This is a genomic window from Kitasatospora sp. NPDC005748, assembly GCF_040630735.1.
Lineage (GTDB): Bacteria > Actinomycetota > Actinomycetes > Streptomycetales > Streptomycetaceae > Kitasatospora.
Map to the genome: position 1 here is coordinate 56697 of NZ_JBEXYD010000020.1, position 22308 is coordinate 79004.

Below are 22308 nucleotides of genomic sequence, written 5' to 3' on the forward strand. Positions count from 1 at the left end.
ACCCGATTTCGGGAAGCCGACGCCCCGCCCCGTGTACCTGTACAGTCTCCGCCACCGGCGACCGTTCCGGCCGCCCACACCCCGCCCGACCGGCGCGTATTGCCGCCGCACGGCCGCACCGCGGTCCCTCCACCGGTCAGACGCCGGGCCCGCCTCCGCCGGTTCCCCGCCGCGGCCGCAAGGTCACGATTCGGAGGCGTACTCGACAAGCCCGTGTGAGAGGCGTCACGCTGTCATTCATCCACGCGGGGAGGCTTGGATGGGCAAGAGCCGCAGAACTGTTCCCGAGGAACTCTTGCTGCTCGCTTTGGACCCGACCACGGGTACCACTGCGCAGCCGCAGACCCTCGACCTCGGACTCGCCGGGGCCCAGCTCGTCGAGCTGTCCCTGGCCGGACGGATCGTCCCGGAGGGCGATCGGATCGCCGTGGTCCTGCCACGGCCGACAGGCGACCCGACCCTGGACCACGCACTGGAACTGCTGCGCCGACGCGGCAGCCCGGTTCGCGCGGCCCACTGGATCGGTGGGCCCAGACTGGGGCTCAGGCAGACCTATCTGGCGCACCTGGAGCGGTGCGGCATGGTCACGGCCGTGCCGGGCCAGATGTGCGGCGTGCTGCCGACGACGCGCTACCAGGCGTCCGACGACTGCACCAACGCCGCGATCAAGCAGCGGCTGGACACCGCGATCCGCACCGGCGTGCCGCCGGACCCGCGGACGGCCGCGCTGGCCGCGCTGGCCCACTCGGTGGGCCTGGGCAAGCACCTGTACCCGGGCAACGAGGGCCGGTCCTCACGGTCCCGGCTGCGCGACCTGATCCGTTACGACCCACTGGGCGGGATGGTCGCGCACGCGGTGATGGACGTGCAGAACGGTCTGCCGTCGCAGCAGAACCGTTCATCCCAAGGTGGTGGCGGCGCTCCGGTCGGCGCGGACCGACCGGGACCGCGTGCGGCGGCGAGCCGCGGCGGGACCGGTGGCCGGGTCGCACCGCCCCGCGTCGGCGTCCGCTGACCCGGACCCACCACGCGCGGCGCACGCCGCACAGCTCACGCCGCCACCCGGCGGTGAACAGCCGGCAGGAAGCAGGGGCGGTCGCCCGCGACGGAAGTCGCCGGGCGGCCGCCCCTCCGCCGTACCCCGGGGGCGGGGCCGCGCACCCGTGCGGCGGCCCCGCCCCCGCCCGCCCGAGCACGTGCCACCGGCACGTGTACGGGCGCCTGCCGCGCCCGTACGACCCATCGCACCGCCACCGCAGCACTACCGGATCGAGCCGCACCGTCGCCTTACCACGCGGGGAGGCCCGCCGTCTCGCCAAAGCGCTTTTCCGATGATGTGTTCTACTGCGCTCCTGCGATTCCCCGGCGCCGACCTGATCCAAGGTGTCATGCTGCTCCAAGTCAGGGGGGTTGGTCCCAATTTCCACTGTGTTCCGAGGACTGCCGTTCCAACGATCACCAGAGGTCCGGCCGGAGGTCGACGTGTCCGCGAACATCAACCCCACCGTGCGCCGCAGGCGCCTGGGCTCCGAACTCCGCAAGCTGCGGGAGGGCCTGGCCATGACGGCGGAGGAGGTGGCCGGCCGGCTGATGGTCTCCCAGTCGAAGATCAGCCGACTGGAGAACGGGCGCCGCAGCATCAGCCAGCGCGACGTGCGCGACCTCTGCGACGTCTACAACGTGACCGACGAGGCCATGCGGGCCAGCCTGATGGAGATGGCGCGGGAGTCCCGCCAGCGCGGCTGGTGGCACGACTTCAACGACATGCCGACCCCGTACAGCGTGTACATCGGCCTGGAGGCCGAGGCCTCGTCGATCCGCGCCTACGAGTCCTCGTTCGTCCCGGGGCTGCTGCAGACCGAGCAGTACGCCCAGGCCGTCGTGGAGGGCACCCAGCCGGACACCGACGCGCTCTCCGTCCAGCGGCGGGTGCAGGTCCGGATGAAGCGCCAGGACCGCGTCCACGGCGAGAACCCGCTGGGCAGCCTCTGGACCGTCATAGACGAGGCGGTGCTGCGCCGCGAAGTGGGCAACCGGGCGGTGATGGCCGATCAGCTGAAGCACATGCTGGAGCTGAGCCAGCGCCCGAACATCACGATCCAGGTGATCCCCTTCTCGCACGGCGCCCACCCCGGCATGACCGGGACATTCTCCCTGCTGGAGTTCCCCGAGTCAGCCGATTCCACGGTTGTCTACTTCGAAGGGGTGACGAGCGATCTCTACCTGGAGAAGGAAGCCGACGTGCGCCGCTATACCAGTCTCTACGACCACCTGCGGGCAGCGGCGCTCGGAGTGGTCGAGAGCCGGTCACTGATAGCCACGATTGAAGAGGGATACCACGCATGAGCACCACCTTCGAGAACGGGACGACCTGGCGGAAGAGCACCCACAGCGGCGGCAACGGCGCCTGTGTGGAGATCGCCACGCCGGCTGCGGGCGCCGTCGCGGTGCGGGACTCCAAGGATCCCCAGGGTCCTCAGCTGAACTTCTCGGCCGAGGCCTGGAAGGCGTTCGCCGTCGATGCCGGAGCAGGGGTGTTCGGCGGCTTCTGAGCCACCGCGCCGTTCTCGGCGCAGTCGCCCGTAGCGGTGTCCGCCGCCCTCCCCCGGGGCCGCGGGCGCCGCTACCGGCACCTACGCGGCCGCGCGCCGGCGGACCGGGCCGATCGGGCCCAGGGCCCACCGGGCCGGGTGGAACGTCAGCGCAGCACCGGGTAGCGGTCCGCCCAGGCGGCGCCCTCCGGGGTGTCCAGGCCGTGCAGCTCCGGCCCGTGCATCAGCTCCAGGACGAAGTCGTCGGCCAGTTCGAGCAGGGCGCCGCGCCCCTCCAGCGCGGCCACCAGGCCGGGCGGCAGGGCGCTGTCCCCGTGCAGCACCCCGAGCAGGTTGCCGCAGATGGCGCCGGTTGAGTCGCTGTCCCCCGAGTGGTTCACCGCCAGCAGCAGGCCCGAGCGCACGTCGTGGGCGACCAGCGCGCAGTACACCCCGATCGCCAGCGCCTCCTCGGCGACCCAGCCCTCGCCCAGCGCCTCGACCCGTTCCGCCGACGGCTCGCCGGCCCGTACCGCGTCCAGCGCCGCCCGCAGGGCCGCCGTGGTCTCCTCGTGCGCCGGACGCTCGGAGAGCAGGGCGAGCGCCAGGTGGACGCCCTCCTCCAGGGTGCCGCCGCGGGCCACCGTCTGGACGATCACCGCCAGGGCGCCGGCCGAGAGGTAGCCGGTGGGGTGGCCGTGCGTCAGCACCGAGCACTCCACGGCCAGCTGGAACACCAGGCCCGGCTCCCAGGTGGTGAGCAGCCCGAACGGCGCCGCCCGCATCACCGTGCCACAGCCCTTGGAGTGCGGGTTCTTGGGCACCTCCACGGTGCCGAGGCGGTCCGCGTCCGGGCCGGAGAGGCCGGACAGACAGGCCTGGCCGGGGGCGCGCTGGGCGTACAGCCACTCCTCGCGGCCGAGCCAGCCGAGGTCGGTGCGGCGCTCGTCCGGGCCCCAGTCCCGCTGGGTGGCGGCCCAACGCAGATAGGCGAGATGGAGGTCGGTGGGCGGGTGCCAGCTGCCGGTGTCCCGCCGGATGTGGGCGCGGATCAGCCCGTCCACGGTGAAGAGCACCATCTGGGTGTCGTCGGTGACCGCCCCGAGCCGCCCGTAGGCGGGTATGTAGCCGGTCACGCCGAGCGGGCCGTGCGCGGCCCGGATCTTCTCCAGCGACTCGAACTCGACGCCCGCGCCGAGCGCGTCACCGATCGCCCCGCCGAGCAGACAGCCCCGCACCCGGCTGCGGAAGTCCTGCTGCTGGGCTCGTGACCACAGTGGCATCACGACGGAGCGCCTTTCGTCCGGGAACCGGGGAGCGCGACGCTCGGCCGGCCGCGCGCCCTCGCACTGTATTCGAATGACCGAACAAGTCGAGCGATTCCCTCGAACACCACACGTCGACACGATGGTGCCGACCGCCACGCGCAGGCCGCGGCCGGCCACCCCGGGCTCCCTGCCGTGCCGGGCCGTGCCCGTCTCCGGGCCGGCAGGCTGTGCCGCCGGCGGTCCGCCGGGCAGGGGAGCCCGGCGGGCCGTCACCGGTACCGGGTGGGGAGGTCAGTCCAGGACCGGCAGCAGCTCCGGCAGGTGGCCGTCCGAGGCCAGGGCCGCGGCCAGCCGCTCGGCGGGGACCTCGCCGTAGGTGGTGGTGCGCTGCCGGTGCGGGCGCCCCGCCGCCTCGGCGATCGCCCGCAGGTCCCGGACCGACTTGTAACTGCCGTACGCCGACCCGGCCATCCGCGAGATGGTCTCCTCCATCAGCGTGCCGCCCAGGTCGTTGGCGCCCGAGCGGAGCATCTCGGCCGCGCCCTCGGCCCCCAGCTTCACCCAGCTGGTCTGGATGTTGGGGATGTGCGGGTGCAGGAGCAGCCGCGCCATCGCGACCACCGCCCGGTTGTCCCGCGCGGTCGGCCCGGGCCGGGCGATGCCGGCCAGGTAGACCGGGGCGTTGGTGTGGATGAACGGCAGCGTCACGAACTCGGTGAACCCGCCGGTGCGCTGCTGGATCTCCGCCAGCAGCCGCAGGTGGCCCAGCCAGTGGCCCGGGTTGTCCACGTGGCCGTACATCATCGTGGAAGAGGAGCGGATGCCCAACTCGTGCGCGGTGGTGACGACCTCCACCCAGGTCGCGGCGGGCAGCTTGCCCTTGGTCAGCACCCAGCGGACGTCGTCGTCCAGGATCTCGGCCGCCGTGCCCGGGATGCTGTCCAGCCCCGCCGCCTTCGCCTCCTGGAGCCAGTCGCGGATCGAGAGGCCGGTCCGGGTCGCGCCGTTGACCACCTCCATCGGCGAGAAGGCGTGCACGTGGATGCCGGGCACCCGCTCCTTCACCGCGCGCGCGATGTCGAAGTAGGCCGTCCCGGGCAGGTCGGGGTGGATGCCGCCCTGCATGCAGACCTCGGTGGCGCCGACCTCCCAGGCCTGCGCGGCCCGGTCGGCCACCTGCTCCAGGGAGAGGGTGTAGGCGTCCGCGTCGGTGCGGCGCTGGGCGAAGGCGCAGAACCGGCAGCCGGTGTAGCAGACGTTGGTGAAGTTGATGTTCCGGGTGACGCAGTAGGTGACGTCCTCGCCGACCGCGGCGCGGCGCACGTCGTCGGCGATCCGGCAGAGCGCGTCCAGGGCCGGGCCGTCCGCGTGGAACAGCGCCAGCGCCTGGTCGTCCGTCAGCCGGGCGGGGTCGTCGGCGGCCGTCGCCAGTGCCCCGCGCAGATCGCCGGCGAGGCGCTCCGGGGCGCCCTTGGCGAGCACCTGCTCGCGCAGCACCTGCCAGTCCCCGTACACGTCCTCGAAGTCGGCCCGGCGGTCGCCGGTGCGGCCCTCGGTGTCGATGGTGGCGTGCAGGTCCGTCCGCCCGTACGAGGTGGGCAGGTCCTCCGGCTCCTGCCAGGGGAGGCCCTGGACCACGGCGTCCGGGCGGGCCAGCCCGGTCTCCGGGTCGGACAGCGCCCGGACGTGCGGCAGCACCCGCGGATCCAGCCACGGCTCGCCGTGCCGGACGTACTCGGGATAGACGGCGAGCCGCTCGCGCAGCGCGAAGCCGGCCGCCGCCGAACGCTCCGCCAGCCGGTCGATCTGCGGCCAGGGGCGCTCGGGGTTCACGTGGTCGGGCGTCAGCGGCGAGACGCCGCCCCAGTCGTCGATCCCCGCGCCGATGAGCCGCTCGTACTCGCCGTCCACCAGGTTCGGCGGCGCCTGGAGGCAGGCCGCCGGGCCCATGATGTGCCGGGCCACCGCGACGGTGGCGACCAGCTCGTCCAGCTCGGCGTCGGGCATGCCGCGCATCGCCGTGTCCGGCTTGGCGCGGAAGTTCTGCAGGATCAGCTCCTGGATGCCGTGATAGGCCCGGGAGACCCGGCGCAGCGCGAAGAGCGACTCCGCGCGCTCCTCGTACGTCTCGCCGATGCCGATCAGCAGCCCGCTGGTGAACGGCACCGAGCTGCGTCCGGCGTCCTCCAGGACCCGGAGCCGGACGGCCGGCTCCTTGTCCGGCGAGCCGTAGTGCGGGCCGCCGGGCTCGCTCCAGAGCCGGGTCGCGGTGGTCTCCAGCATCATGCCCATGGAGGCCGAGACCGGCTTGAGCCGCTGGAAGTCCGTCCAGCTCAGCACCCCGGGATTGAGGTGCGGCAGCAGGCCGGTCTCCTCCAGGATGCGGATGGACATCGCCCTGACGTAGGCGATGGTGTCGTCGTAGCCGTGCGCGTCCAGCCACTCGCGAGCCTCGGGCCAGCGGTCCTCGGGCTTGTCCCCGAGGGTGATCAGCGCTTCCTTGCACCCCAGTTCGGCCCCGCGCCGGGCCACCTCCAGCACCTCGTCGGGCGACATGAACATCCCGTGGCTGCGCCCGGGGAGCTCCCGCGCCGTGCCCTGCGCGGCCCGGCGCAGCTTGCCGGGGACGGTGGCGAAGGTGCAGTAGTGGCACTTGTCGCGGCAGAGCCGGGTGAGCGGGATGAACACGCTCTTGGAGTAGGTGATGACGCCGGGCCGGCCCGCCGTCGCGAGGCCCGCGTCGCGCACCCGGGCCGCACTAGCGCAGAGGTCCGTCAGGTCCGCGCCTCTGGCCCGGAGCAGCACCGCAGCCTCTGCCGCGTCCAGCGCGACACCGTCCCGGGCACGGCGCAGGGCGCGCCGCATCGCGTTCGCAGTCGGGGTGAAGGTTGCGTCCATGGCGCGACCCTACGCCAGTTCCGGTACCTCCGGAGGAGGTGACCCTGAGGGCCTGTCAGGGTCGTCTGCGCCGGGAGACCGACCCCGATCTGGCCCTGCAGAGCGATGACTCGGGCGCCCCGGGGCCGTGTAATGGAGCGGACAGGCAGTCGGTCACGGTTACGGAGGGGTTGGACGCTATGACGGACGACACGACGACTGAACGACACCCGGGCGGCGGCGCGCCCTACCGCTCGGGCCGGCGCACCGCGGTGCGGGTGGCGGTGCCGCTGGCGGTGGCGGGCACGATCGCCGCGGGCATCGGGCTGGTGCCCGCGCTGGCGGACGACGCCCCGCCGAACCTGCCCGCGTTGACGGCGGAGCAGGTGGTGGCGAAGGCGCTCGGCTCGCAGGCCCAGACGCTCTCGGGGACGGTCTCGGTCTCCGCGGACCTCGGGGTGCCCAGCCAGCTGTTCTCGGCCGCGGGCGGCGGACTCGGCTCCGGCGGCGCCGGCCAGGGCTCCTCGGCCGCGCCGGAGGCCAAGCTGACCGGCCTGCTCGGCGGGGACCACACCCTGCGGGTCGCGGTGGACGGTCCGGACCGCCAGCGCGTCGGCCTGATCGAGAACCTCTCCGAGTACGAGCTGGTGCACAACGGCGACCAGGTCTGGGCCTGGGACAGCTCCACCAACGAGGCCGTGCACCTGACGGCCCCGCAGGGTGGCCGGCCCGAGGGCCACCGGGGCGGGGCGCCGCTCACCGGGGTGCCGACCACGCCGGCCGAGGCGGCCAAGGAGTTCCTCGCGGCGGGCGCGGGCACCACCGCCGTCACCGTCGACGGCACGGCGAACGTCGCCGGGCAGAAGGCGTACCAGCTCAGCGTCAAGCCCACCCAGTCCGGCTCCACCATCGGCGAGGTGCGGATCGCGGTGGCCGCCGACAACGGCGTGCCGCTCGCGGTGGTGGTCAAGGGGACGGACGGCTCCGCCGTGCTGGACGTCCACTTCAAGGACGTCTCCTTCGCCAGGCCGGCCGCCAAGTCCTTCGAGTTCTCGGCCCCCAAGGGCGCCAAGGTGACGGAGCAGCGGGCGGAGGCCGGTGGCGAGGGCCGGCAGGCCCCCGGCGGCGCGCCGGAGCAGGCGGGCGCCGACGGCCTGAACGTCGTCGGCGAGGGCTGGACGACGGTGCTGAGCACCCGGCTGCCCAGCGGCGACGCCGCCCCGGCACCGGCGGAGTCCGGCAAGCAGGGCCGGCACGGGGGCGAGGGCCGGGCGCCGGGCCAGAGCGTGCAGGGCCTGGTCAAGTCGCTCGGCAAGCCCGTCCAGGGCGGCAGCCTGATCAGCACCAAGGTGCTGAACGTGCTGGTCACGGATGACGGCCGGGTGTTCGCCGGTGCGGTGACGCTGCCGGTGCTGCAGAGTGCGGCCGGGGTGAAGTAATGACCCGGGCTCCTGTAACGGGGGACGTTACGGAGCCGGCCGGGGGCCGGGGCGCCGAGGTGCGCCCGGCCCCCGCGGCCGTACCCGCCGTCGCCCCGTCCACTGCTCCCGCCACCGGCGACGGCCGGTCCGGGTCCGCCGCTCCCTCCGGGTCCGCCGCTCCCTCCGGGTCCGTCGCTCCGTACGGGTCCGCCGCTCCGTCCTGGTCCCCGTCCGACGCCGTGATCAGCACCCGGGGGCTGACCAAGCGCTTCCGGGGCGGGCAGCTCGCCGTGGACGGGCTGGACCTGACCGTCCCCCGCGGTTCGGTCTTCGGCTTCCTCGGGCCCAACGGCTCCGGCAAGACCACCACCATCCGCATGCTGATGGGCCTGATCGCGCCCACCTCGGGGGTGGCCACCGTGCTCGGCGCGTCGATGCCGCAGTCCGTCACCGCGGTGCTGCCGCGGGTCGGCGCGCTGATCGAGGGCCCGGCGCTGTACGGCTTCCTCTCCGGCCGGGACAACCTGGCCCGGTTCGACGCGGCCGATCCGACCGCCGACCCGCGCACCCGCCGGCAGCGGGTCACCGAGGCGCTGGACCGGGTGGGGCTGACCGCCGCGGCCGGGAAGAAGGCGCGGGCGTACTCGCTCGGCATGAAGCAGCGGCTCGGCCTGGCCTCGGCCCTGCTCCAGCCGCGCGAGCTGCTGGTGCTGGACGAGCCGACCAACGGCCTCGACCCGCAGGGCATGCGGGAGATCCGGGCGCTGATCCGGGAGGTCGCGGCCGAGGGAACCACGGTCTTCCTCTCCTCCCACCTGCTGGACGAGATCGAGCAGGTCTGCACGCACGCCGCGGTGATGTCGCGCGGCCGGCTGCTGGTGCAGGGCACCGTGGCCGAGCTGGCCGCCCGGGCCCAGGGGCGGCTGGTGGTCCGCACCCCCGACGTGGCGCTGGCCGCCGGGGTGCTGGCGGCGCACCGGGTCCGCGACGTGCTGCCGGGCGAGGACCGGGTCGAGGGGGCGCCGGACGCGCTCGCCGAGGACGGCCTGCCGGAGCTCTGCGCGGCGCTGGTCGCGGCCGGGGTGCGGGTGCGGGGCTTCGGAGTGGAGCGGGGCACGTTGGAGGACGCCTTCGTGGCGCTGACCGGGGAGGGCTTCGATGTCGCGGGCTGAGGCTCCGGCCGTACCGGAGACGGTGGGGACAGCGGGTGCGGCGGGTGCGGCGGGTGCGCCGGGCGCGGTGGGTGCGCCGGGCCTGCCGGGCGTTCCCGGGGTGACCGGGCGCCGGGCGCAGACGACGGCCGGGTTCCTGGCGCTGTTCCGCAGCGAGTTGCTGCTGACCTTCCGCCGGATGCGGACGATCGTGCTGCTGGGGATCCTCGGGGTGCTGCCGGTCCTGATCGGTGTGGTGGTCAGGATCGAGACCGACGGGTCGCAGGGCGGCGGGGGCCCGGCCTTCATCGCGCAGGTGACGCAGAACGGCCTCTTCCTGGTCTTCACCTCGCTCGCGGTGGCCCTGCCGATCTTCCTGCCGATGACGGTCGGGGTGGTCGCCGGCGACTCGGTGGCCGGCGAGGCGGCCGGCGGCACCCTGCGCTACCTGCTGGTCGCGCCGGCCGGGCGGACCAGGCTGCTGGCCGCCAAGTTCACGGCCGGTCTGGCGTTCTGCCTGGCGGCGACGGCGACGGTCGCGCTGGCGGCGCTCGCCACCGGCGCCGCGCTGTTCCCGCTCGGGGAGGTCACGCTGATCTCCGGGGAGACCATCGGGCTCGGCCCGGCGCTGCTGCGGGCGGTGCTGGTGGCGCTGGTCGTGGCCGCCTCGCTGTCCGGACTGGTCGCGATCGGGCTCTTCATCTCGACGCTCACCGGCAGCGGCATCGCGGCGATGGCCGCCACCGTCAGCCTGGTGATCACCGTCCAGATCCTCGACAGCTTCCCCCAGCTGCACGCGATCCAGCCGTTCCTCTTCACCCACCACTGGCTGAGCTTCGGGGACCTGCTGCGCGAACCGATGTACTGGGACGGCGTGCTGGAGAACCTCGGGCTGCAGGCCGCGTACGTGGCCGTCTTCGGCTCGGCCGCGTGGTCGCGCTTCACCAGCCGGGACATCACCGCGTAGCGGGCCGGCGGGGGCCGGGGCCGCCCCGCCGGCCGGCCCTGCGCGCCCCCGTCAGCGGGTGGGCGCCGGGGCCGCGTCGAGGGGCGGGGTGGGTGCGGTGGCCGGGGCGGTCGGGGCGTCGGCCGGGCTGGCAGTCGGGGCGTCGGCCGGGCCCAGGGCGTCGGCCGGGACGGCGGCGGCCGACCGGGCCAGGACGGCGGCCCGCTCCGCCCGATCGCTCCGCACCCGGCGCAGCGCGTCCCAGGTCAGCAGCGCCAGCGCGGCCCAGACCAGCGAGAAGCCGGCCCAGCGGGCGGGCGGCATGGACTCGTGGAACACCGTGACACCGATCAGGAACTGGAACAACGGCGCCAGGTACTGCAGCAGCCCGAGCACGGTGAGCGGCACCCGGACCGCCGCCGCGCCGAAGCAGAGCAGCGGGATCGCGGTGATCACCCCGCTGAGCATCAGCAGCCCGGAGTGCCCCCAGCCGAACGACCCCGCCACGGTGTGCCCGAAGGTGCCGCGGCCGACGAGTGCCAGGTAGACCAGGTACCCGAGGGCGAACGGGAACATGAAGGCGCTCTCGGCGGCCAGGCTCTCCAGCCCGCTCAGCCCGACCGTCTTCTTGAGCAGCCCGTACGTCCCGAAGGAGAAGGCCAGGGTCAGCGCGATCCAGGGAAGCCGTCCGTAGCCGACGGTCAGCACCGCCACCGCGAGGGCGCCGATGCCGACGGCAGCCCACTGGGCGGGCCGCAGCCGCTCCTTGAGCACCACCACGCCGAAGGCGATGGTGACCAGCGGGTTGATGAAGTAGCCGAGGCTGGTCTCGACGACGTGACCGGCGTTGACCCCCCAGATGTAGACGCCCCAGTTGACCGAGATCACGGCGGCGGCCCCGCCCAGCATGGCGAGCCGGCGGGGCTGGCGCAGCAGCGGGCGTATCCAGCCCCAGTGCCGCTGGGCGAGCAGCAGTACGACGACGGCGACCAGTGACCAGACCATCCGGTTGGCGAGGATGTCGTCGGCGGCGGCCGGCTCCAGCAGCGGCCAGAACAACGGGAAGAGCCCCCACATCCCGTACGCCGCCAGGCCGTACCAAAGGCCCCGGCCGGCCTCCTGCTGGGTTGTCTCCGCCATCGACGGCCTGCCCTCCGCGCGCACCAATGTCGTGCCGACGGTAGCGGGCGCGGGGGCCGACTGTCATCTCCGTATTCGCATTTTGCTCATGACATGAGACGCCGCCCGACCGACCTGCGGTTTCGCGGTCGGCCCGGGCGGCGCTCCGGTGCGTCAGGCGCTCAGCGCCGTGCGCACGCTCTCCGCCAGCGGGACGGTCGGGCGGCCGATCAGCCGGGCCAGGTCACCCGGGGTGCCGGCCAGTTCGCCGCGTGCGATACCGGCGTCCACGTCCACCAGGACGTCGGCGAAACCCTCCGGCAGGCCCGCGCCGACCAGGACCGCGCGGTGCTCGGCCGGGGTCACCTCGCGGTGCTCGACGGGTCGGCCCGAGACCCGCGCCAGCTCGGCGGCCAGTTCCGGCAGGCTCCACGCGACGTCACCGCTGAGCTCGTACACGGTGTCCGCGTGACCACCCTCGTCCCCCTCGCCGAGCAGCACCGCGACCGCCGCGGCGGCGTAGTCCGCACGCGGGGCGGTGGCCACCCGGCCCTGCCCGGCGCTGCCGATCACCATGCCGCGCGCCACCGTGCCGGCGGCGTCGCCCAGGTAGTTCTCGGTGTACCAGCCGTTGCGGAGGAACGAGAAGGGCAGCCCGGACTCCCGGATCGCCGCCTCGGTGGCCTTGTGCTCGTCCGCCAGCCGGAAGGTGGCCACGCCGGGCGCACTGGTGTACGCGAGCAGCGCGACGCCGGCGGCGCGCGCCGCCTCGATCACGGCGGTGTGCTGCGGGATGCGGCGGCCGACCTCGCTGCCCGAGATGAACAGCACCCGGTCGCCGGCCGCGAAGGAGCCCGCCAGGCTCTCCGGACGGTCGTAGTCGGCCACCCGGACGGTCACGCCGCGGGCGGCGAGGTCGGCGGCCTTCTCGGCGTCGCGGACGACCACCGCCACCTCGCCGGCGGGGACCTCGGCCAGCAGGCCCTCGACGACCAGCCGGCCGAGCTGTCCGGTGGCACCGGTGACGACGTACATGTTGCTGCTCCCTGGGTCGGGTCGGTTCGGGTCAGGTCGGTTCGGTTCGGTTCGGTTCGGGCCATTGCCCGTTGAACTCCCGGTCGGACGGCCGATCCATCTCGGCCTCGACACTCACCCTAGGAGGGGCACTTACTTCTCGAAAGTACGCACTTCAAAGTAGGGTACTGACATGCAGGTAATGACATGCAGGTAATGGCCCAGGGCGCCGCCCCTGCTGCCCCCGCCGCTTCCGACGCCGCCACCCCCTCCACGGCCCGGCCGGCCGCGCCGCTCGGCGAGCTGCCGCCGCCGGACGTCTACGACCGCATGTGCCCCTCCCGCGGCGTACTGGAGCACGTCACCAGCCGGTGGGGCGTCCTGGTGCTGGCGGCGCTGGACGAACGCGGCTACCGGTTCAGCGAGCTGCGCCGACGGGTGTCCGGGGTGAGCGAGAAGATGCTCGCGCAGACCCTGCAGACCCTGGAGCGCGACGGCTTCGTCCTCCGCGAGGCCCATCCGGTGATCCCGCCACGGGTGGACTACAGCCTCACCCCGCTCGGCCGGGAGGCCGCCCACCTGGTGGCGGCCCTCGCCCGCTGGTCCGAGCAGCGCGTCCCCGTCGTCCAGGAGGCCCGCGCCGGGTACGACGCCCGCCCGCGCTGAGGCGGGGCGGGCTCGGGGGTGGGGCCGACGCGTTTTATGTCGGTCGGTCTACAGAGATGGGCCTCAAGGGGTGTTTCTGTAGACCGGTCTAGCGATTCCGGGCCCGTGCAGCTGGCGAATATGCAGACCGGTCTACCTAAGGCGTCGAGAATCAACCGACCGGTCTACAGATTCGCGGCCCCGCCGGGTGGCTACCGCTCCGCGATCAGCGCCGCGAACCCGTCCAGCACTCGGGCCAGGCCGAAGGCGTACGCGTGGTCCGCGCTGTACGCGCCGCCGTGCGCCTCGCCGGCGGCCGCACCGACACGGGCGGCGACCGGGTACCGCTCGGCGTCGAAGACCCGGGCCAGCAGGTCCGCGTTGGCCGCCCACCACTGCTCGTCGGTCATCGCACTGTCCTGCTGCGCGGCGCGGTCGTCGGCACCCATGCGGGCACAGGTCTGGACGAAACCCAGCAGGTGGGTGAGCGCGGCGTCCAGCTCCACGTCCGGCAGCCCGGTGCCCTCCAGGGCGCACAACTCGTACTCGTACTTGGCCATCAGCCCCGGCCCCAGCGGCGGACGGCTGGTCGAGATGCTTGCCACCCAGGGGTGGGCGCGGTAGAGCGCGCGGTTGTCGTCCGCGACCGCGGCGACCCTGGCCCGCCAGCCCTCGTCGGAGGGGGCGCTGCGCGGCATGGTCGCGTAGACGGTGTCCAGCATCAGGTCGAGCAGCTCGGCCTTGCCGGGGACGTACGTGTAGAGCGCCATCGGGGAGACGCCCAGTTCCTGCGCCACTCGCCGCATCGTCACCGCGTCCACGCCGTCGGCGTCGGCCAGCGCGATCGCCACGGCCGCGATCTCCGCGGGCGACTTCGCCTGCCGGGGACCACGACGGCCCGGCTTCTCCTCGGTCGACACGCCCCAGAGCAGTGCCAGCGTCCGCGCCGGATCCCCCGCACTGCTGCGTTCACTCGCCATGGGGGAATCCTTTCACGCGCCCGCCCGGACAGGGCCCGCCGGGCGCACCGCCGGAGCGCACCCGGAGGAGAACAGCGGCGCGTCCGGACTGCGGGGCCGGGCGGGCCCCCGGCGGGCACCGTCGGGCAAGCTCTAGGGTCGACCCATGACCGACCGCACCCCCGAGCCACTCCCCGGCACCGACTCGGCAGAGGTCGTCCGCTCCCGAGTCACCTGCCGCCGCTGCCACCGCCCGCTGCGCGACCCGGAATCCCGCATCCTGCGGCTGGGCCCGGAGTGCCGGGACCCGACCGAACGGGTCGCCCGCCACGAGGTCGACCAGGACCCGTTGCCCGGGTTCGGCCCGTCCCGGTGACCGGCCGCATCGGCCGGAACCGCAACACCCGGCTCCGCCTCCACCCCGCAGCGTTCCGACGCCGCCTCCTGAGGTGACGCAGGGGCGCTAACGCGCGGAGCGGGACGTCGGACCGGCCGACTTCCCACTCCGACCCGAGGCCGGCCGAGGGCGCCGGCCCCAGCCGGAACACACCACGAACGAGCCGCCCCAGTCACCACATCCCGAGGCGCCGCAGGGGCAATGAGTCGCGGAGCAGGGCGTCGGACCGGCCGACTTCCCACTCCGACCCGGGGCCTTCCGGGCCGGCCGTCACCAGCTCGGTGCGCTCCCGTTGCACGTGGCGCCCGGGCAGCCGGCGGCGTAGAGCTGAGTCACGCCGATCGCCAGCAGGTACCGGTGGTTCGCGTAGGCCTTCGCCTGAAGTGCCTCGGCGTCCACGCGCCGCCAGTCCTGGTACACGACCCGCTCGGACTCACCGTCCGCGTAGGGCTTCGCGTCCGGCCCGCGCAGGGTTGACGAGTCGTCCCAACTGCCCCTGATCCTGGGCAGACCCTTGCCGTCCGCGACCGCGACGGTCAGGGTGACGGAGTTCTGCCCGGCGCCGCGCGTGTGGTCGACGGCGACCGAGTTCGGCCGGGCCAGCGCCTCGGCCGTCTGCTCGGCCGAGGCGTCGCCACCCGGGCTGTGCTGGTAGTGCAGCTCCCGCACCAAGTCCCTGCCGCCGCTGCGCGGCTTCCAGCCGACGCCGGCCAGCGCCCGGTCCAGCTCGGCCAGCCGGGGCTCGATCTCACCGTCGAACGCGGCGTACAGCACCGTCGTCCGCCGGCACATCACCCCCGACCACACCGGCTTGCTGCCGAAGCTGCCGGAGGCGGCCCGGGCCTCGCACAGGTCGGCGACCGAGCTGTCCAGCGCCTCCGCCCAGGGCGCGGCCGCCCGGACCAGTCCGGTCTGCTCGTCGGCGAACGCCACCGCCCGGTCGCGGGCCGCACGCGTGTCGGCGGCCCGGGCGAGCGCGCTCGCGTCCGGTGCGGGGGGCACGGTGGTGAGGTCGTGCAGTTGCCACAGGACGGCCGCGACGAGGATCACCGCCCCGGCCACGACCACGCCCGACAACGTCAGCAAGACCCGCCGTACCCCGGCCCAGGCCGATCCGCCCCCCGTACTCATGGCCACCACCGTAGCCAGGCGCGCGGGCGGGGCGTCCGGTCGAGACGCCTCCGAGACGCCTCCGCAACGGGCCCGGTACCCGCCGCGTCCCTCCGTCAGGGCCGGTTCAGCGCCTTGCGGTTCGGCAGCCGGGCGGCCGGGCGCAAGGGGCGCTACTGTACCGGCTCGTCGACAACTCCGACGCGGTCACGTCACATTCGGGCCGAACCGCGCCGAAGCCATGGCCCCCGACCCCCCGGCCCCGCTATCAAGATCTCAGCAGGGCCGCCGCCTGACGGCCCGGAACACGGGGGAACCTCCTATGAACGGCATCCACACCCGCAAGCGCATGTGGACGCTCGTCGGTCTCGCAGCGGTCGGCGCCCTGACCCTCACCGCCTGCAACGACGACCCGGCGGCCGACACGGCGAGCAGCACTCCGCCACCGGCCGCCGCGCCGACGACCCCGGCCGCCTCCGCGAGCACGCCGGCCGCGGCCAGCCCGTCGGGTGCCGCCACCGGCACTCCCACCACCGCGGCCACCAGCGCGCCCGCAGCCGCTCCCGCGGCCGGCGGCGGCACCGACGCCACCCCCGGGCAGACCTTCAAGATCGGCCAGCCCGCCCAGGTGCAGTTCAGCTCCGGCAGCACCAAGGGCGTCATCGCCCTGTCGGTCACCGCGATCGAGACCGGCGACCCGGCCGACCTGGCCGCACTCAAGCTCGGTGACAAGGCCAAGGGGCTCGTCCCGTACTACGTGCGGTACTCGGTCACCAACACCGGCACCACCGACCTGGCCTACACCAGCGTGGACCACGTCAAGGGCCTCCTGCCGGACGGCAGCGAGGCCCAGGAACTGATGATCATCGGCGGCTTCGCCAAGTGCGCGAACCCCTCGCTGCCGAAGGGCTTCACCAACGGCCAGACCGCCCAGGGCTGCGCCGTCGCCCTCGCCCCGGCGGCCACCAAGGTCTCGGGCGCCGAATACTGGGGCGCGCCCTACAGCCTGGGCAAGGGCGCCATCTTCTGGAAGTAGTGGTGCGAGGTGCGGTCGCCGGGCCGGTCCCACCGGCCCGGCGACCGCACCTCGCGCTCCGACCCCACCGACTTCACCAACCCCGCCAGCCGCGGCCGCACGCCGACCCCCCGAGGTACCGTCCCCTCATGAACGAGCCCCACCGCCCGACGCTCCGCCAGGACCCCGCGGCCCCGCGTGCCGTCCGCTCCGTTCGGGCCCGGTACGCCCGGAACTACCCGCTGCGGGTCGCCGTACTGTTCGCGGGGGTCGCCCGTGACGGGCTCCTCGCCGCCTTCAAGGCCTTTGCCAAGTCGTCCCGCCGCTCCGACCCGGGCGCCTCCGACTCCTGAAGCCCCGCCGCACCCCCACCCCCACCCCCCGGCCCCACTCGGGGTCAGCCCTCGGCCGGCACTGCGACGGGCAGCAGGCCGCGCTCCCCGAAGACCTTCTTGGCGACGAACGTCGCGTTGAGGGCGCGGGGCATCCCGCAGTAGACGGCCGAGTGCAGCAGCGCCTCGACGATCTCCTCCCGACCGAGCCCGACGTTGAGGGCCGCGTTGATGTGCACCTCCAGCTGGGGTTCGCAGCCGCCGAGCGCGGTGAGCATGCCGAGGGTCACCAGCTGCCGGTCGCGCGGCGCCAGGCCCGGGCGGTCGTAGATGTCGCCGAAGGCCCAGGCGACGACCTGGTGGCCGAGCTCCGGCGAGACGTCCGCCAGCGCCTCGATGACCTTCTGGCCGCTCTCGCCGTCGATCCGGGCCAGGACGCCCATGCCGTGGTCGAAGCGCTCCTGCCGGACAGCCGCGGTGGCGGCGGCGATGGTGGAGGCGGTGGCGATGGCGTTCGTCATGGGTGATCCGTTTCTGCCGTCGGGACGGCCGCAATCAGGGACGGGCGATCGGGCTTCCGGCCCCGGGAGGAGTCCTCCCCGGCCGACATGACGACGGTATGAGTTGGAGTTCACTCCAACACAAGCCCCGATCCCGCGCGCTCCCCGCCCACTCCCCCTCGCAGACCTCTGGCGCAATTCTCTGTACTATGTATAGTGTACTGCGTACGGGATAATCGCCGACGAAAGGGCACTCCTCCATGCAGATCACCGGCGCCGCCGTCTCACTCACCGTCGAGGACGTCACCGCCTCCGCCGCCTTCCTCCAGCAGCACTTCGGGTTCGCCGAGCAGATGGCGGCCGACGGCTTCGCCTCGCTCGGGCGCCCGGACTCCGGGATGAACGTCGTCTACCTGCGCCGCGGCCTCGACGTGCTGCCCGAGGGCTTCCGGGACCAGCACGCCGCCGGGCTGATCCTGGCGTTCACCGTGGCGGACGTGGCAGCCGAGGAGGCCCGCTTGCGGGCCGCCGGCGTGGAGATCACCATGCCGCTGCGCGACGAGCCGTGGGGCGAGCGGCTGTTCCAGGTCACCGACCCGAACGGGGTGGTCATCCAGCTGGTCGAGTGGGTCCAGCAGTAGGAGTCCGGCGACAGGAACCGGACGTCCGCGACGACACCCCGGCCGTCGGCCGGGCGACGGGCGCCGGGTCACCCTGGAGCCCGATCCAGTAGCGGCGAACGGCACCGAACTTGGTGTCCTGGACGCTTTCGAGAACACCTCCCCGGCCCTCGATGGTCCGGACCGAGGCGATGTTGTCCACCGCGCAGGCGACCAGGACGCGGTCCAGGCCGACCGTGCGGGCTTCGTCGAGCATCCGGCCCAACGCCCACGCCGCCAGTCCGCGGCGGCGGGCGGAGGGCCGGATGCCGTAGCCGATGTGGCCGAAGTACGGGACGAAGCCGTGCACTCCGTACCGCAGGACGATGCCGCCCAGGACCCGGCCGTCCTCCACGATCCAGCGGTAGCGGAAGGCCAGTGCCCCGGCCTCGGCCGGGTGCGACGGCGCCTCCTCGGCGGCCAGCCGGGAGATCCAGGCGGCGAAGCCGGCCGGGGAGTCGACCTCGTCGCCCGGCGTGAGCCCGAAGCCGTCCTCGTGGCTCCCCGGGCCCCATTCCTTGTGCGCCTCAAGCCAGTTGGCGTGCAGGCGGGTGGTCGGTGCGATCAGTTCGGCCATACCCGGACGATACCCAGCCGCACCGGACCACGGACCGGCCGACCTCCCCCCGACCGACCTCCCCCCGACCGACCTCCCTCCGACCGACCGGACGCTCACGACCCCGGGTGCTCACGGGCGGCGGACGCTCACACCGCCGAGCAGGCCCCAGGCCCTCACGTGCACGGTCGGACCGCCGAGTTCGGTACGGCCGTCGTCGCGGACGCCGCCGAGGCGCAGACCGCTGACCACGACGCGCACGTTCGGGCGGACCCTCAGCCTCACCCCGCCGATCAGGCTCAGCTTGGTGATCCGGAGCTCGGCGCCGTCGGGGATCTCCACATCCGTCAGGTCGATGTCCGCACCGCCGATCAGCGAGGCGGTCACGGTGCGGCGGTGGACCTCCCGGCCCGCCAGCCGGGTGCCACCGATGATGCTCACGTGGACGTCGGTCCTGGTGTCAACGAGCTTCGTGTTCGTCATGGCAAGAACGGTAGGCCCGGGCGGGCGTCGGCCCGTAGTGCCCGGGGGCAGCTCTTCGGGATGACACCTGTCATATCGACCCGGCGGTGGCCCCCGGCGGGGAGGGATCGCTCCCGCCGGGGCGCCGTCGTCCGCCCAGTGACGGTCAGTCGACCGTCCAGGTGTCGCTGCCGGCCAGCAGACCCGCCAGGTCGCCGGTGCCGCGCTGCGCCACGGCGGTGGTCAGCTGGGCGGCCATCAGCTCGTCGTAGACCGGCCGGCGGACGCTGCGCAGGACACCGATCGGGGTGTGGTGCAGGGTGTCGGCGTCGGCGATCCGGGAGAGCGCGAACGCCGCCGCGGAGCCTGCGGCGTGGGCGTCGTGGACCACCACCGAGGCCTCGTTGTCGGCCGTGACGGTGTCGACGTACAGCTCGCCGCCGGCGTCCCGGAAGACGCCCTGCGCCCCGTCGGCGCCGAAGCGGATCGGCTGGCCGTGCTCCAGGCGGATCAGGGCCTCGTCCCGGGTGCCGGACTCCTTCAGGATCTCGAAGGCGCCGTCGTTGAAGATGTTGCAGTTCTGGTAGATCTCCACCAGCGCGGTGCCCTCGTGCTCCGCCGCCGCCCGCAGCACGGACTGGAGGTGCTGGCGGTCGGAGTCGATGGTCCGGGCGACGAAGGAGGCCTCCGCGCCGATGGCCAGCGAGAGCGGGTTGAAGGGCGCGTCCAGTGAGCCCATCGGCGTGGACTTGGTGATCTTGCCGACCTCGCTGGTCGGCGAGTACTGGCCCTTGGTGAGGCCGTAGATCCGGTTGTTGAACAGCAGGATCTTCAGATTGACGTTCCGCCGTAGCGCGTGGATCAGATGGTTGCCGCCGATCGAGAGGGCGTCGCCGTCACCCGTCACCACCCAGACGCTCAGGTCCTGCCGGGAGGACGCCAGCCCGGTGGCGATGGCCGGTGCGCGCCCGTGGATCGAGTGCACCCCATAGGTATTCATGTAGTACGGGAAACGGGAGGAACACCCGATGCCGGAGACGAAGACGGTGTTCTCCCGCTTGATCCCCAGCTCCGGCATGAAGGCCTGCACCGCCGCCAGGATCGCGTAGTCCCCGCAGCCGGGACACCAGCGGACCTCCTGGTCGGTCTTGAACTCCTTGGCGGTCTGGGGCCCTTCGGCCTTCGGCACCAGCTTCAAGGAGGGGAACTTCTCGCTCATCGGTTGTCCTCCTCGTTCGCCGAAGCAGCCTCCGAGGCCGCCTCCGAAGCAGCACCCGAGGCAGCACCCGAGGCAGCACCCGCCGCGTCCAGGCTGCCGATCGCCGCCCCCAGCACGTCCGCCAACTGGGCCGCCTTGAACGGCAGTCCACGCACCTGGTTGTAGGACTGCGCGTCCACCAGGTACTTGGCCCGCAGCAGCAGCGCCAGCTGCCCGAGGTTCATCTCGGGAACGATGACCTTGTCGTAACCCTTCAGCACCGCACCGAGATTGGCCGGAAACGGGTTGAGGTTGCGCAGGTGCGCCTGGGCGACCTGCCCGCCGTCGGCCCGGACCCGGCGGACGGCGGCGGTGATCGGCCCGTACGTCGACCCCCAGCCGAGGACCAGGACCCGTGCCTCGCCGCCGGGGTCGTCGACCTCCAGCGCCGGCACCGCGATGCCGTCCACCTTCGCCTGGCGGGTGCGGACCATGAAGTCGTGGTTGGCGGGGTCGTAGGAGATGTTCCCCGTGCCGTCCTGCTTCTCGATCCCGCCGATCCGGTGCTCCAGGCCCGGCGTGCCGGGCACAGCCCAGGGGCGGGCCAGCGTCTGCGGGTCCCGCTGGTAGGGCCAGAACGCGCCGTCCTCGCGGTTCGGGCCGGTCGCGAAGTCCGGGGTGATCTCGGGCAGTTCGCCGACCTCGGGGATCCGCCAGGGTTCGGACCCGTTGGCCAGGTAGCCGTCCGACAGCAGGAACACCGGGGTGCGGTAGGTGACGGCGATCCGGGCCGCCTCCAGGGCCGCGTCGAAGCACTCGGCCGGGGTCGCCGGGGCGACGATCGGCACCGGCGCCTCGCCGTTGCGGCCGAACATCGCCTGCAGCAGGTCCGCCTGCTCGGTCTTGGTCGGCAGGCCGGTGGACGGACCGCCGCGCTGGATGTCGACCACCAGCAGGGGCAGTTCGAGCGAGACGGCCAGGCCGATGGTCTCGCTCTTCAGGGCGACGCCCGGGCCGGAGGTGGTGGTCACGCCCAGCGCGCCGCCGAACGAGGCACCGAGCGCCGCGCCGATGCCGGCGATCTCGTCCTCCGCCTGGAAGGTCCGCACGTCGAAGTTCTTGTGTCTGCTCAGCTCGTGCAGGATGTCCGAGGCCGGGGTGATCGGGTACGAGCCGAGGTAGAGCGGCAGCCCGGAGCGCTCGGAGGCGGCGATCAGTCCGTACGACAGGGCCAGGTTGCCGGAGATGTTGCGGTAGCGGCCCGGTGGCAGCTTGGCCGGCGGCACCTCGTACGAGACGGCGAAGGACTCCGTGGTCTCCCCGAAGTTCCAGCCCGCCCGGAAGGCGCTGATGTTGGCCTCGGCGATCAGCGGCTTCTTGGCGAACTTGGTACGCAGGAAGGACTCGGTGCCGTGGGTGGGCCGGTGGTACATCCAGGAGAGCAGGCCCAGCGCGAACATGTTCTTGGCGCGCTCGGCGTCCTTGCGGGTCAGCCCGCTGTCCTTGAGCGCCTCCAGGGTCAGCGTGGTCAGCGGCACCTTGTGCAGGTGGTAGGCCTCCAGCGAGCCGTCCCCCAGCGGGTCGGCCGGGTAGCCGACCTTGGCCAGGGCGCGCTTGGTGAACTCGTCGGTGTTGACGATGATCTCCGCGCCGCGCGGCAGGTCCGGCACGTTGGCCTTCAGGGCGGCCGGGTTCATCGCCACCAGGACGTTGGGCGCGTCCCCCGGGGTCAGGATGTCGTGGTCGGCGAAGTGGAGCTGGAAGGACGAGACCCCCGGGAGCGTGCCGGCGGGGGCCCGGATCTCGGCCGGGAAGTTGGGCAGGGTGGAGAGGTCGTTGCCGAAGGACGCCGTCTCCGAGGTGAAGCGGTCACCGGTGAGCTGCATGCCGTCGCCGGAGTCCCCGGCGAAGCGGATGATCACCCGGTCCAATCTGCGGATCGGCTTGGCTCGCCTGGGCTGCGGACCGGCCGGCACGGCGGGGCCGGAGCGGCCCTCGCCGGGCCCGGAACGGCCCTCGTCGCCGTCCGGACCGTCCACCGCTTCTGACTGATCGACCTGACTGGTCACTGCCGCGGACCTCCTCGTGGGCACCAGCCGCGGGCGTGAGCCGTGTGCCCCGTCCGCCTGGTGCACCTCTCGCATCCTA

At 73.4% G+C, this 22308-nt stretch carries 21 protein-coding genes and 1 pseudogene; 11 read left to right on the forward strand and 11 right to left on the reverse strand.

The window, feature by feature from the left end:
* Positions 1-259 precede the first annotated feature (259 nt).
* From ABZ495_RS17420 to ABZ495_RS17430, 3 genes are all read left to right on the forward strand, one after another.
* Positions 260-1015, forward strand: coding sequence for a GPP34 family phosphoprotein (locus ABZ495_RS17420; protein WP_329489267.1), 756 nt, complete (start codon positions 260-262; stop codon positions 1013-1015).
* A 467-nt stretch (positions 1016-1482) separates the two neighbouring features.
* Positions 1483-2346, forward strand: a complete 864-nt coding sequence (locus ABZ495_RS17425) for a helix-turn-helix transcriptional regulator (RefSeq protein ID WP_329489266.1) — start codon at positions 1483-1485, stop codon at positions 2344-2346.
* Positions 2343-2552, forward strand: coding sequence for a DUF397 domain-containing protein (locus tag ABZ495_RS17430; RefSeq protein WP_329489265.1), 210 nt, complete (start codon positions 2343-2345; stop codon positions 2550-2552). Before ABZ495_RS17425 ends, ABZ495_RS17430 begins: the two co-directional genes overlap by 4 nt.
* A 146-nt stretch (positions 2553-2698) precedes the next feature.
* Here ABZ495_RS17430 and ABZ495_RS17435 read toward each other — a convergent pair whose 3' ends face one another.
* The gene (locus ABZ495_RS17435; RefSeq protein WP_329489264.1) at positions 2699-3814 is read right to left on the reverse strand and encodes an ADP-ribosylglycohydrolase family protein; all 1116 of its coding nucleotides are present in this window, start codon (positions 3812-3814) and stop codon (positions 2699-2701) included.
* A 276-nt stretch (positions 3815-4090) separates the two neighbouring features.
* The gene (locus tag ABZ495_RS17440) at positions 4091-6697 is read right to left on the reverse strand and encodes a bifunctional FO biosynthesis protein CofGH (RefSeq protein ID WP_359836668.1); all 2607 of its coding nucleotides are present in this window, start codon (positions 6695-6697) and stop codon (positions 4091-4093) included.
* A gap of 179 nt (positions 6698-6876) precedes the next feature.
* Between ABZ495_RS17440 and ABZ495_RS17445 the strand changes: the two genes are divergently transcribed.
* From ABZ495_RS17445 to ABZ495_RS17455, 3 genes are all read left to right on the forward strand, one after another.
* Entirely contained in the window at positions 6877-8115 is a 1239-nt protein-coding gene (locus tag ABZ495_RS17445; RefSeq protein ID WP_359836670.1) for a DUF2092 domain-containing protein, read from the forward strand.
* A gap of 221 nt (positions 8116-8336) precedes the next feature.
* Positions 8337-9269, forward strand: coding sequence for an ABC transporter ATP-binding protein (locus ABZ495_RS17450; protein WP_329489261.1), 933 nt, complete (start codon positions 8337-8339; stop codon positions 9267-9269).
* Positions 9256-10215 (forward strand): ABC transporter permease, encoded by a 960-nt coding sequence (locus ABZ495_RS17455; RefSeq protein WP_359836671.1) that lies wholly within the window; start codon positions 9256-9258, stop codon positions 10213-10215. The genes ABZ495_RS17450 and ABZ495_RS17455 overlap by 14 nt, the downstream gene beginning before the upstream one ends.
* A gap of 51 nt (positions 10216-10266) precedes the next feature.
* Here ABZ495_RS17455 and rarD read toward each other — a convergent pair whose 3' ends face one another.
* Together rarD and ABZ495_RS17465 are read right to left on the reverse strand one after the other, a co-directional pair.
* Positions 10267-11334: an EamA family transporter RarD gene (gene rarD / locus ABZ495_RS17460; RefSeq protein ID WP_359803761.1), complete on the reverse strand. Its 1068-nt coding sequence runs from the start codon at positions 11332-11334 to the stop codon at positions 10267-10269.
* Positions 11335-11487: 153 nt separating this feature from the next.
* A complete protein-coding gene (locus tag ABZ495_RS17465; RefSeq protein ID WP_359836673.1) occupies positions 11488-12348 on the reverse strand; it encodes an SDR family oxidoreductase in 861 nt (286 codons plus the stop codon).
* Between the two features lie 309 nt (positions 12349-12657).
* Between ABZ495_RS17465 and ABZ495_RS17470 the strand changes: the two genes are divergently transcribed.
* Positions 12658-12993 carry a helix-turn-helix domain-containing protein gene (locus ABZ495_RS17470; RefSeq protein WP_352290672.1) on the forward strand — a complete coding sequence of 112 codons (336 nt, stop codon included), beginning with the start codon at positions 12658-12660 and terminating at the stop codon, positions 12991-12993.
* A gap of 191 nt (positions 12994-13184) precedes the next feature.
* Here ABZ495_RS17470 and ABZ495_RS17475 read toward each other — a convergent pair whose 3' ends face one another.
* Complete coding sequence (locus ABZ495_RS17475) at positions 13185-13952, reverse strand: TetR/AcrR family transcriptional regulator (RefSeq protein WP_359836675.1); 768 nt, start codon at positions 13950-13952, stop codon at positions 13185-13187.
* A 145-nt stretch (positions 13953-14097) separates the two neighbouring features.
* Here ABZ495_RS17475 and ABZ495_RS17480 point away from each other — a divergent pair, with 145 nt between their 5' ends.
* The gene (locus ABZ495_RS17480) at positions 14098-14307 is read left to right on the forward strand and encodes a DUF6011 domain-containing protein (RefSeq protein ID WP_359803763.1); all 210 of its coding nucleotides are present in this window, start codon (positions 14098-14100) and stop codon (positions 14305-14307) included.
* Positions 14308-14598: 291 nt separating this feature from the next.
* Here the strand turns inward: ABZ495_RS17480 and ABZ495_RS17485 are convergent, their stop codons facing one another.
* Positions 14599-15459: a hypothetical protein gene (locus tag ABZ495_RS17485; protein WP_359803764.1), complete on the reverse strand. Its 861-nt coding sequence runs from the start codon at positions 15457-15459 to the stop codon at positions 14599-14601.
* Positions 15460-15760: 301 nt separating this feature from the next.
* Here ABZ495_RS17485 and ABZ495_RS17490 point away from each other — a divergent pair, with 301 nt between their 5' ends.
* Positions 15761-16474, forward strand: a complete 714-nt coding sequence (locus ABZ495_RS17490; protein WP_359836677.1) for a hypothetical protein — start codon at positions 15761-15763, stop codon at positions 16472-16474.
* 128 nt (positions 16475-16602) lie between these two features.
* Positions 16603-16806: a hypothetical protein gene (locus ABZ495_RS17495; RefSeq protein WP_359803766.1), complete on the forward strand. Its 204-nt coding sequence runs from the start codon at positions 16603-16605 to the stop codon at positions 16804-16806.
* A gap of 44 nt (positions 16807-16850) precedes the next feature.
* On the opposite strand, the gene ABZ495_RS17500 is transcribed toward ABZ495_RS17495, so the two are convergent.
* On the reverse strand, positions 16851-17306 hold the full coding sequence (locus tag ABZ495_RS17500) for a carboxymuconolactone decarboxylase family protein (protein WP_359836679.1): 456 nt from the start codon (positions 17304-17306) through the stop codon (positions 16851-16853).
* A gap of 239 nt (positions 17307-17545) precedes the next feature.
* On the opposite strand from ABZ495_RS17500, the gene ABZ495_RS17505 reads away from it, so the two are divergent.
* On the forward strand, positions 17546-17926 hold the full coding sequence (locus ABZ495_RS17505; RefSeq protein ID WP_329489252.1) for a VOC family protein: 381 nt from the start codon (positions 17546-17548) through the stop codon (positions 17924-17926).
* On the opposite strand, the gene ABZ495_RS17510 is transcribed toward ABZ495_RS17505, so the two are convergent.
* The 4 genes and pseudogenes from ABZ495_RS17510 to ABZ495_RS17525 form a co-directional block, all read right to left on the reverse strand.
* Positions 17895-18521, reverse strand: a complete 627-nt coding sequence (locus ABZ495_RS17510; RefSeq protein ID WP_359836681.1) for a GNAT family N-acetyltransferase — start codon at positions 18519-18521, stop codon at positions 17895-17897. The two genes, ABZ495_RS17505 and ABZ495_RS17510, sit on opposite strands and share 32 nt — an antisense overlap.
* A gap of 111 nt (positions 18522-18632) precedes the next feature.
* Positions 18633-18983 (reverse strand): hypothetical protein, encoded by a 351-nt coding sequence (locus tag ABZ495_RS17515; RefSeq protein ID WP_359803769.1) that lies wholly within the window; start codon positions 18981-18983, stop codon positions 18633-18635.
* Between the two features lie 145 nt (positions 18984-19128).
* A complete protein-coding gene (locus tag ABZ495_RS17520; protein ID WP_359836683.1) occupies positions 19129-20181 on the reverse strand; it encodes a 2-oxoacid:ferredoxin oxidoreductase subunit beta in 1053 nt (350 codons plus the stop codon).
* A gap of 119 nt (positions 20182-20300) precedes the next feature.
* Positions 20301-22253 (reverse strand): annotated as a pseudogene (locus tag ABZ495_RS17525) (2-oxoacid:acceptor oxidoreductase subunit alpha); the annotation flags it as partial.
* Positions 22254-22308: the final 55 nt, after the last annotated feature.

Excerpts from the sequence above, each read along its gene's own strand:
- ABZ495_RS17505 (WP_329489252.1), top strand. The coding sequence starts at position 17,546 with ATGCAGATCACCGGCGCCGCCGTCTCACTCACCGTCGAGGACGTCACC.
- ABZ495_RS17465 (WP_359836673.1), bottom strand. The coding sequence starts at position 12,348 with ATGTACGTCGTCACCGGTGCCACCGGACAGCTCGGCCGGCTGGTCGTC.
- ABZ495_RS17490 (WP_359836677.1), top strand. The coding sequence starts at position 15,761 with ATGAACGGCATCCACACCCGCAAGCGCATGTGGACGCTCGTCGGTCTC.
- ABZ495_RS17475 (WP_359836675.1), bottom strand. The coding sequence starts at position 13,952 with ATGGCGAGTGAACGCAGCAGTGCGGGGGATCCGGCGCGGACGCTGGCA.
- ABZ495_RS17500 (WP_359836679.1), bottom strand. The coding sequence starts at position 17,306 with ATGACGAACGCCATCGCCACCGCCTCCACCATCGCCGCCGCCACCGCG.
- ABZ495_RS17420 (WP_329489267.1), top strand. The coding sequence starts at position 260 with ATGGGCAAGAGCCGCAGAACTGTTCCCGAGGAACTCTTGCTGCTCGCT.
- ABZ495_RS17515 (WP_359803769.1), bottom strand. The coding sequence starts at position 18,983 with ATGACGAACACGAAGCTCGTTGACACCAGGACCGACGTCCACGTGAGC.
- ABZ495_RS17445 (WP_359836670.1), top strand. The coding sequence starts at position 6,877 with ATGACGGACGACACGACGACTGAACGACACCCGGGCGGCGGCGCGCCC.
- ABZ495_RS17440 (WP_359836668.1), bottom strand. The coding sequence starts at position 6,697 with ATGGACGCAACCTTCACCCCGACTGCGAACGCGATGCGGCGCGCCCTG.
- ABZ495_RS17520 (WP_359836683.1), bottom strand. The coding sequence starts at position 20,181 with ATGAGCGAGAAGTTCCCCTCCTTGAAGCTGGTGCCGAAGGCCGAAGGG.
- ABZ495_RS17480 (WP_359803763.1), top strand. The coding sequence starts at position 14,098 with ATGACCGACCGCACCCCCGAGCCACTCCCCGGCACCGACTCGGCAGAG.
- ABZ495_RS17455 (WP_359836671.1), top strand. The coding sequence starts at position 9,256 with ATGTCGCGGGCTGAGGCTCCGGCCGTACCGGAGACGGTGGGGACAGCG.
- ABZ495_RS17470 (WP_352290672.1), top strand. The coding sequence starts at position 12,658 with ATGTGCCCCTCCCGCGGCGTACTGGAGCACGTCACCAGCCGGTGGGGC.
- rarD (WP_359803761.1), bottom strand. The coding sequence starts at position 11,334 with ATGGCGGAGACAACCCAGCAGGAGGCCGGCCGGGGCCTTTGGTACGGC.
- ABZ495_RS17485 (WP_359803764.1), bottom strand. The coding sequence starts at position 15,459 with ATGAGTACGGGGGGCGGATCGGCCTGGGCCGGGGTACGGCGGGTCTTG.
- ABZ495_RS17495 (WP_359803766.1), top strand. The coding sequence starts at position 16,603 with ATGAACGAGCCCCACCGCCCGACGCTCCGCCAGGACCCCGCGGCCCCG.
- ABZ495_RS17430 (WP_329489265.1), top strand. The coding sequence starts at position 2,343 with ATGAGCACCACCTTCGAGAACGGGACGACCTGGCGGAAGAGCACCCAC.
- ABZ495_RS17435 (WP_329489264.1), bottom strand. The coding sequence starts at position 3,814 with ATGCCACTGTGGTCACGAGCCCAGCAGCAGGACTTCCGCAGCCGGGTG.
- ABZ495_RS17510 (WP_359836681.1), bottom strand. The coding sequence starts at position 18,521 with ATGGCCGAACTGATCGCACCGACCACCCGCCTGCACGCCAACTGGCTT.